The following is a 7,750-nucleotide window of genomic DNA, read 5'->3' as shown; positions in this document are numbered from 1 at the left end:
GTAGAGAAAAGTAGAGCTTTCTCTACTTTTTTATTTGGGAAGGAACTTTTATGGAACAAAAAGAAGCACTGCATAAATTTACGAACAGCGGGCAAACCACCGTTATCCAAATCTTAAAAGCCTTTAGTGTGTTGACGGGGGAGTCACTGCGACACTATCTGGCCGATCGTGCTGCTCAGTACCGGCAACGCACCGGTGAACTCGGTTATTATCAATTTATGGCTGAAAAATCAGGAAAGTCCATCATCACGTTACCGTCCTCTTTCAATCAACCGGTTAATCTTGAACGTTTACGAGAAGTCCTGGCTGAACATGGCGTGGCCTTTGCCTTTCGTCAATATGATGGCAAAACTGATTTGCTCTTTCGTTTTCAAGACAAAGAGGTCATTAACAAGGCCATGGACGATTTGCTAAAGGACATTCATGATCCCGACGCCAAACTTTGGCAAGATATAGTCAAAGATCCTGATTTGCGTTCTTCAGTCGCCGAAGAGTTCAAAAAATCAGACAAGCAAACGGCATCCACGATGCAAACACAAGCACAAAACATGGCGAAAGCGGCACCCGCTGCTGGGAAAGGAAGAACACGCTAATGCAACGATATAAAAAACAGATTGTCCCGCATCTATGGCTAGGTCTATTCTTGGCCATTTTATTTTCTTTTTTAACGAATTGGTTTTTCGCCATTCCTTTGAACAGTTTTGCAGAAAAAGAATTTGCTTTCATTACTTACAGTATCGAATCACAAAAAGCCTTGCAACATTGGCCACTTTTTTTGATTCCTTCTTTATGGTCACTTTTAGCTGCCCTGATTGGCTTTTTGAGCGCCATGCTGTTATATATTTATCACAATGATCCCGGTATTTATCGGGCAGGAGAAGAACATGGATCAGCCCGTTTTGCCACGATTACTGAAATGGCCAAATATGCAGACCAGGACTTTGACAAGAATACCTTACTCTCACAAAATGCGCAGATGGGGCTGTTCAATGCGCGCTTACCAAGGCCCGTTCAACGTAATAAAAATATGGTGGTGATTGGTGGTTCTGGTTCTGGAAAGACCTTTACTTTTGTCAAGCCCAATTTAATGCAAATGAATGCCTCCATGGTCGTAACCGACCCCAAAGGCCTTTTAGTTCATGAAGTTGGCCAAATGTTGCGGGAAGCGGGCTATCAAATTAAAGTCTTTGATTTGGCGAACTTAAGTAACTCCAATACTTTTAACGTCTTTGCTTATATGCCCACCGAATTGGATGTTGACCGCGTGCTCGAAAGTATCTCGATTTCGATTGCGGGTAATGAGCAGAAACCTGATTTTTGGAAGTTAGCTTCGGACATGTTGTTGCGCTCATTGATTGCCTTTTTATGGTTTGATGGGCGCGATAACGGCTATTTGCCACATATTGGCCAAGTCGCTGATTTATTGCGGAACATTATACGCGTCGATAAAGAGGAACCCAGTCAAGTTGAAAAATGGATGATTGAATTGGAACAAAAACACCCTGGTAACTATGCGGTTAAACAATGGCAGAATTTTGAGACCACGGGTGGTGCAGCCGAAACCAAGGCTGGGATTGTTGGTAATGCGGTGGCGGTCTTTGCTTCTTTTGATCACCAAGCTGTCCAGCAAATGATTGAACATGACAGCATGGACATTGGCTCTTGGAATGAAAAGAAGACGGCCGTCTTTATTTCAATTCCAGAATTAAGTAGTTCGTATAACTTCCTGGCCTCGATGTTAGTGGCCACTTCAATTACCACGTTATCGAAGAAAGCCGATCAGGTGAACCAAGGGCTTTTGAAGACTCAACAGCCCTTACAACATGTGCGCTATTATTTGGATGAATTTGCCAATATTGGGAAGTTACCCAACATTGATAAAGCCATGGCTACCTTGCGGAGTCGTGAAATGTCGATTGTGGTCATTTTGCAGGCCCTGGATCAATTGAAAACGATGTACAACAAAGGTTGGGCCAGTCTTCTGGCGACCGCTGATACCTTGCTTTTCTTGGGTGGTAATGAAAAAGAGACCACTGAATATTTATCACAACGCTCTGGAAAGCAAACCATTTCCATTCGTAATCATTCCGTCAGTTCCAAGGGAGGCGGTTCTGAAAACCGCCAAACACAAGCACGTGACTTACTAACACCGGATGAAATTGGCCGGTTAGATAATCAAAAGGCACTAATCTTTATTAACGGCGAAAATGTCTTGATGGATCAAAAATATTCCACTTTTGACCATCCCAATGCGAACCAATTAGCCAATCAACCGACCGATGAGAATTGGTATGAGGTGGTTCGGTATGCAACGCCATTCGCTGAAATGTGGCGTGCTGGTCAAGAAGAAGGCATTCCACTGATTGATCATGGGACTCTGTGAGGCTATCTTGATAGTCAAACCAACATAAAAGTAGAGGAAAGTAGAGAAAAGTAGAGGTTTCTCTACTTTTTATTTCATTGAAAATAGGAGAAAAAACATGATGACTTTAGTCGCACAGGTCCGCCATTCAAGTGGTGGTGAAAATATCATTCAAACCATCTTAAATGGCATTATCCGCGGATTTTCATGGCGCATTGGCTCCAACATTGGCCGTGGTATTCCTTTTGGCGTTTGTCTGTTAATTGCTGGAGGCGCGGCCGCCTTGGCTTGGTATTTTTATCGAAAAAACAAGTAAATGACTGGCGCTCAGAATCTAGTGGCGGTCATACTTGGAAAAGTAGAGAAAAGTAGAGAAAACTCTACTTTTTGGAAAGGAGAAGTATATGAACATCGAAGAACGGGCACAAATACTCGAAAAAGGGCGCCAATTAGCGATGGTTGACGTTGCACATGCTCTTGACATGTCGTTAAAGCCTGCAGGAGCTCACTATACGTGGACGGAGCATGATAGCTTGGTGATTGATACGCGGAAGAATATGTTTTATTGGAACAGTCAAGGTTTTGGTGGCGATAATATCAAACTGATTCAAACCGTTAAAGATTGTGACTTCAATGAAGCGCTTTCTTTTTTAGATCATGTGCAGGGGAAGACGTTTCAAGCCACCCCTTTGCAACCCAAAGAGTTCACGTATCGACTAAAAGACCATCAAAAATTTAATTTAGCCAGTCAATACTTACAAGAAGAGCGAGGCTTGAGTGCCGAGACGATTCACTTTTTTAAAGACCAAGGGCTCATCAGTCAGGCGAGTTATTTAACGGATTATGAAAACAAAAAAAGTGAACCAGTGATTGTTTTTAAAAATAAAGTGAAAGACGACATATTGGGCATCAGTGTCCAAGGAGTTTGGCAGAAAAAAGAATACGGGAAACGTGGTCATCTTAAAAGAACGAAGGGGAATGGGTTTGCAGGGTTTCAAGTCGTATTGGGCAAAGTACCAACAAAACCAACCGCTCATGATCCGCTACGAGTGATTGCCTTTGAAGCACCGATTGATTTGTTGTCCTATTATGAGTTGTATCATCAAAAATTAGACAATACTGTCTTAGTCGCCATGAATGGCCTCAGAAAAGGCACGATTAGTCAAAGCATTGCCAATCAAATTAACCCTGAGATGGCCCCTGAGAAGAAGCCAGAGTTAATGGATTTTTTGGAAGGAAATGAAATTTTTGACCAAAATGCGATTCAAGTGATTCTCGCTGTTGACCATGATGAGGCTGGTCAGAAATTTATTGATGATTTTCATTATCAGCATATTCAAGTGGCCCCACATCAACCACCGAAAATGGCGAGCCAAGAAAAAATGGATTGGAATGATTTTTTAAAAGGAACCAAGGGTTTACAGACTGATCACCGGCCGAACTTTCAAACAAAATATGAAACGCAAAAGACTGTTGCATTGAGTAAGCAACAGTCTTTTTCAATGCACTAAAAGGAGTTGATATGCAGGACAAAATGTATTACGGCAGCGTTGAGGGCTTGTTTCAGGAGCCGAGTTGGCCCGCACAAGGCTTTCCATTATTTAACCAGGCTGAACCCGCTATCAAGCGAGCAGGACAGGACGGTTTTTTGTACGAAGTGAGTACCGAACCCTTGCTTTTTTTAAATGCTTTACGACAAGATCGGCTGAGTTTTTCCAAAGCGGAACGAGAAACGTTGATGGCTTTTGCGCCAGCTACGGAGCAAAAGCAGCTAAATGAGTCCACGAACGATTTGGACTTGGTGCGTCAAATTATGGCTCAGGTCCCAATGGGTCAGCGTCAAAACGTTGCGCAGTATTTAACGAAAATCAATTATGGTTATGCCCTCGATCAAGGTCAAGTTCTTTTGTTTGATGGGCAGTATTTGGATATTTTACGTGAACAAAGCGTCCGTGACTTTCAACAAACAGCCATTGAACCCAGCCGGGTTGAATGGAAACAAATGAAGCAAGAAATTGTGTCCGAAAGTGCCTTGCAAGTCGGCTACTTGGCCGAAGTGAAAGCAAAAATGTTGGCGTTAGACTCTGATATTTTTCAAAAAGTCTTCGCTAACAATTCGGATGCGATGGGGCAGTTGTTACAGCATGCTAGTGAAGAATCACCGGAAAATATTGGGACTTTCGATAACCTTCTAGTCACCGAAATGGTACGTCAGTTGAACTATCAAGACTTTAAAGAAGTTGCGCCATACTTTTTCAATTACCAGCAAGTGTTGAATCAGCATGGTGAAACGGAATTTGTGGCGGAAGAATTTGAAACAGTACCTGCCTTGCAAGAAGCCTTGGCGGCTGGCGCTTTGCAAAGTGTGAATGGTTTTGATGCACGAGCATTGCAAGAAAGCTATCAAAATCTATTTCAAAGCTATTTTGAGCCGGCCACTGTGGCCAGCATTCAAAACGGGTTGGATTGGGTCAAGCTGTTAAAAGATGACCAGCAGGCATTTGAGCAAAACAAAGCAGCTGATGCGACTTTTAGTTTGGCAGATTATCAAGCATTCATCCAAGAGGCCGATCCATACGGATTAATTAGTTTTTATGGGCATGAGGAAATACAAGCGTTGGTGGCAGGTGATGAAGAGCAAGTAGAACAAAGTCAGGCTGCCGAAACCAAAGGGCCAAAACTATAAGGACAATAAAAAAAGCCGGGTTTCCCCGACTTCTCTCATTCTCATGGCACCAAAAAAGGAATAAATAGCCTAATCTATGGCGCAATTTCGGCTCACGCGTGCCTGTACTACTTATTCCTAGGGACTATATTAGGAGAAAACAAAATGGAAGTCAAGTATTTAAATCCAAAATTTTTAGCAGAAGAAATGGCTCGCACTGGTTCTTATCAGTTTGATTTAAAAGCTAACCGTTTGTATGTTGGCATTTATGATCAAAAAACAGGATGGTTTATTCCTTTAGAAGGACGTCTTTCTTCAAGAGCCCCACGTGATGGTGTCTTTGAAACACCGTTTCCCAACCACAACCCTCATCTTAAAAGGCCTGGTTTGAATTTGCAAAAAGCTATTTTTATAGAAAAAGAAAGTGCATTGATTGGTATCGATAACACGTTGCCTAGGGATCAATATCAATTTATCCAACAACATTTAACGCAAATTGAAGCGCAACTCAAGGCTTATACCAAACGAATTATCCAACTGCCTAATCGACATCCAAATTTAACCATGAGTACTGTGCCATTCTATCCCAAAGGCATTGAAAAACTATTGCATCAACGCGTCGATCGTTTTGGCCTGGAAGGTCCGGTGACACATTATCACGAAGCTAATACCACATCAAAAGAGGAAAAAAAGAATATGAATCAACGTACCCAAGACACTGACCCCAAACAATTAGCAAAAGACATTTTAGCAAAAGTCCAACAAGAACCAGAACAAAGCGGGGATTTAGTGCTCGATAATCAAGACGAAGAACTGGATGATAACTTACAAGAAATCATTCAAGGAAAAGATACCAAGCGTCTGAATCGTTATTTAAAACGAGGCCTTTCAAAATATCGCCAGTCTGATTATTTGAAAAGTTATTTAAAATTTGCCGCACAATTCCCGCAATATTCAAGTCGTAACCAACGGTTATTACATGAACAAGCCCCTGATGCCCGACAAGTTGCGAGCTTCCAGCAATGGAAAAACATGGGGAACCCCATCAAAAAAGGTGCCAAGTCATTACGCATTTGGGCACCCGTAACGGTCATTCAAAAAGACCCAGAGGGTCAACCTGTGCTCGATGAAAATGGTCAAAAGAAACGCGATACCTATTACAAACTCGTTCCTGTTTTTGACCAAACCCAAGTGACTGATCCTAAAAAAATCATCCAGCCCGTCAAGCCAATTGAAGGGGAACTAGACACCCCTAATCATCCCGATCGTTTTGAAAAAGCCATGCAAATTGTCACTGGTTTGACAACAGCGAAAGTGGCTTTTGGGGCCATGCCACCGAACCATCCGCAGGCCAATGGCTATTTTAATACCGCACAAAAAACCATTGTTTTAAAGAACGGGTTAAGCCAAAACCAAACCATTCATACGTTGTTACATGAAGTCGCTCACAGCCGTTTGCACCAAAATGAAACGGCTGAATTTGGTAGTGAAGCTTACCAAAGAGGTGAGTTTGCGGCGGAAAGTGTGGCCTTTATTTTGTCCGAAAAGTTAGGAATTGACACCCAAGAATATAGTTTTGGTTACCTGGATAACTGGACACAAGATGATCCAAAACTCGAAAAGCTAACCGATGTTTTTGAACAAATTAGTTCTGAAGCCAAGACGTTAGCTGACGAAATTGATGAACGTTTAATCACTTTACAAACGCAAAGTGAACATCAAAAGATGTTACAAACTGTCGTGCAACCAAACCTTGAAAAGACCAACGAAGCCCGAAGTGAAGTCACTAAAGAACCCACACCCAGTGAAAATTTAACCCAAGCGACGGGGCCAAAGATGTAAAAAAACCGTCGCATTTACAAAATAAAAGTAGTGGCCCGCAAATGAGTATGCGCCAAAAAATGAATCAATCTGCTAACACAGGAGAAGAATAAGATGTCGGATGACCAAACCATTTATGAAACCATTTTAGCCGTTTTAACGGATGACTTTACCAAAGAACTGACACGTGAAGATCTCATTTTAGATCCCATTGTCATGATAAAACGCGTTGAAACGCTGCAAAAAAGTTACGAGGAATTAGCACAAGAAGACCAACTAGCAGACTTGGATAAAACGTTAAAATGGCTAAAAAACAATCAAGGAAAACCAGCTTATCAGTCACTTTTTGATGATTTAAGAATGGCTTATTTTGACGAAAAATAATTACTTTGTGAAAGAATTTAACCGGGGATTGGGGCAGCGCCCCAAAGTTTACCCCCTTTATCTGCGAGCAGAAGAGGGGGTAATTTCGGCATTGTGAGTACTCACATGCTAAACTTGCAAAAAGGATGATCCTCTTTTTTAGCCAACAGGTGTTGTCTTTTTTCTGTTCCCCTTGTTTTTAGGCTGATGCTTAGTTACCAGATTTTATTTCACAAGAAAGGAAAGGAGGGATTAGATGGTTTTGAACAACAATCGTAAACGCAAAAAACAAAAAAAGCTTTATTTAACGGCACAAGAAAATCAACTTTTAAATCAACGTGTTCAGGCAAGTCAAAGTCCTAGTTTTCAAAACTTTGCTTTGCAAATGTTGTTAACCGGGCAAGTCGTCCATCGGGATTTTTCAGAATTAAAACAACTACGTTTTGAGGTCGCTAAGTTAGGGGCCAATGTCAATCAGTTAGCACGGGCTGCCCACGTCTATCGTCAAGTTGACGACGAAGTCGTGGAAGAAATGATGA

The 7,750-nt window shown here is 41.8% G+C and carries 8 protein-coding genes; all 8 read left to right on the top strand.

The annotated features are described in order from the left end of the window. Positions 1-50: 50 nt before the first annotated feature. On the top strand, positions 51-593 hold the full coding sequence (locus AOQ32_RS07725) for a DUF3801 domain-containing protein (RefSeq protein WP_059394319.1): 543 nt from the start codon (positions 51-53) through the stop codon (positions 591-593). Further along, positions 593-2,383 carry a VirD4-like conjugal transfer protein, CD1115 family gene (locus AOQ32_RS07720; protein ID WP_059394318.1) on the top strand — a complete coding sequence of 597 codons (1,791 nt, stop codon included), beginning with the start codon at positions 593-595 and terminating at the stop codon, positions 2,381-2,383. Before AOQ32_RS07725 ends, AOQ32_RS07720 begins: the two co-directional genes overlap by 1 nt. Positions 2,384-2,480: 97 nt before the next feature. Then, positions 2,481-2,678 (top strand): hypothetical protein, encoded by a 198-nt coding sequence (locus tag AOQ32_RS07715; RefSeq protein WP_059394317.1) that lies wholly within the window; start codon positions 2,481-2,483, stop codon positions 2,676-2,678. A gap of 88 nt (positions 2,679-2,766) precedes the next feature. Next, positions 2,767-3,873: a toprim domain-containing protein gene (locus AOQ32_RS07710; protein ID WP_059394316.1), complete on the top strand. Its 1,107-nt coding sequence runs from the start codon at positions 2,767-2,769 to the stop codon at positions 3,871-3,873. 11 nt (positions 3,874-3,884) lie between these two features. Continuing rightward, entirely contained in the window at positions 3,885-5,048 is a 1,164-nt protein-coding gene (locus AOQ32_RS07705) for a hypothetical protein (protein ID WP_059394315.1), read from the top strand. 144 nt (positions 5,049-5,192) lie between these two features. Then, the gene (locus tag AOQ32_RS07700; protein ID WP_059394314.1) at positions 5,193-6,869 is read left to right on the top strand and encodes an ArdC-like ssDNA-binding domain-containing protein; all 1,677 of its coding nucleotides are present in this window, start codon (positions 5,193-5,195) and stop codon (positions 6,867-6,869) included. 93 nt (positions 6,870-6,962) lie between these two features. After that, positions 6,963-7,232, top strand: a complete 270-nt coding sequence (locus AOQ32_RS07695; protein ID WP_059394313.1) for a hypothetical protein — start codon at positions 6,963-6,965, stop codon at positions 7,230-7,232. A 235-nt stretch (positions 7,233-7,467) separates the two neighbouring features. Next, a partial coding sequence (locus AOQ32_RS07690) for a plasmid mobilization protein (RefSeq protein WP_059394312.1) occupies positions 7,468-7,750 on the top strand: 283 nt, incomplete at its 3' end.

Origin of the sequence: Fructobacillus tropaeoli (assembly GCF_001047135.2) — a bacterium.
Classification (GTDB): Bacteria; Bacillota; Bacilli; order Lactobacillales; family Lactobacillaceae; genus Fructobacillus; species Fructobacillus tropaeoli.
Note: the sequence above shows the minus strand (reverse complement) of the source record. Positions and strands in the feature narration are given on the sequence as shown.

Bases quoted from the DNA above. Each gene is read 5' to 3' on its own strand.
- AOQ32_RS07725 (WP_059394319.1), top strand. From the start codon at position 51: ATGGAACAAAAAGAAGCACTGCATAAATTTACGAACAGCGGGCAAACC.
- AOQ32_RS07720 (WP_059394318.1), top strand. From the start codon at position 593: ATGCAACGATATAAAAAACAGATTGTCCCGCATCTATGGCTAGGTCTA.
- AOQ32_RS07715 (WP_059394317.1), top strand. From the start codon at position 2,481: ATGATGACTTTAGTCGCACAGGTCCGCCATTCAAGTGGTGGTGAAAAT.
- AOQ32_RS07710 (WP_059394316.1), top strand. From the start codon at position 2,767: ATGAACATCGAAGAACGGGCACAAATACTCGAAAAAGGGCGCCAATTA.
- AOQ32_RS07705 (WP_059394315.1), top strand. From the start codon at position 3,885: ATGCAGGACAAAATGTATTACGGCAGCGTTGAGGGCTTGTTTCAGGAG.
- AOQ32_RS07700 (WP_059394314.1), top strand. From the start codon at position 5,193: ATGGAAGTCAAGTATTTAAATCCAAAATTTTTAGCAGAAGAAATGGCT.
- AOQ32_RS07695 (WP_059394313.1), top strand. From the start codon at position 6,963: ATGTCGGATGACCAAACCATTTATGAAACCATTTTAGCCGTTTTAACG.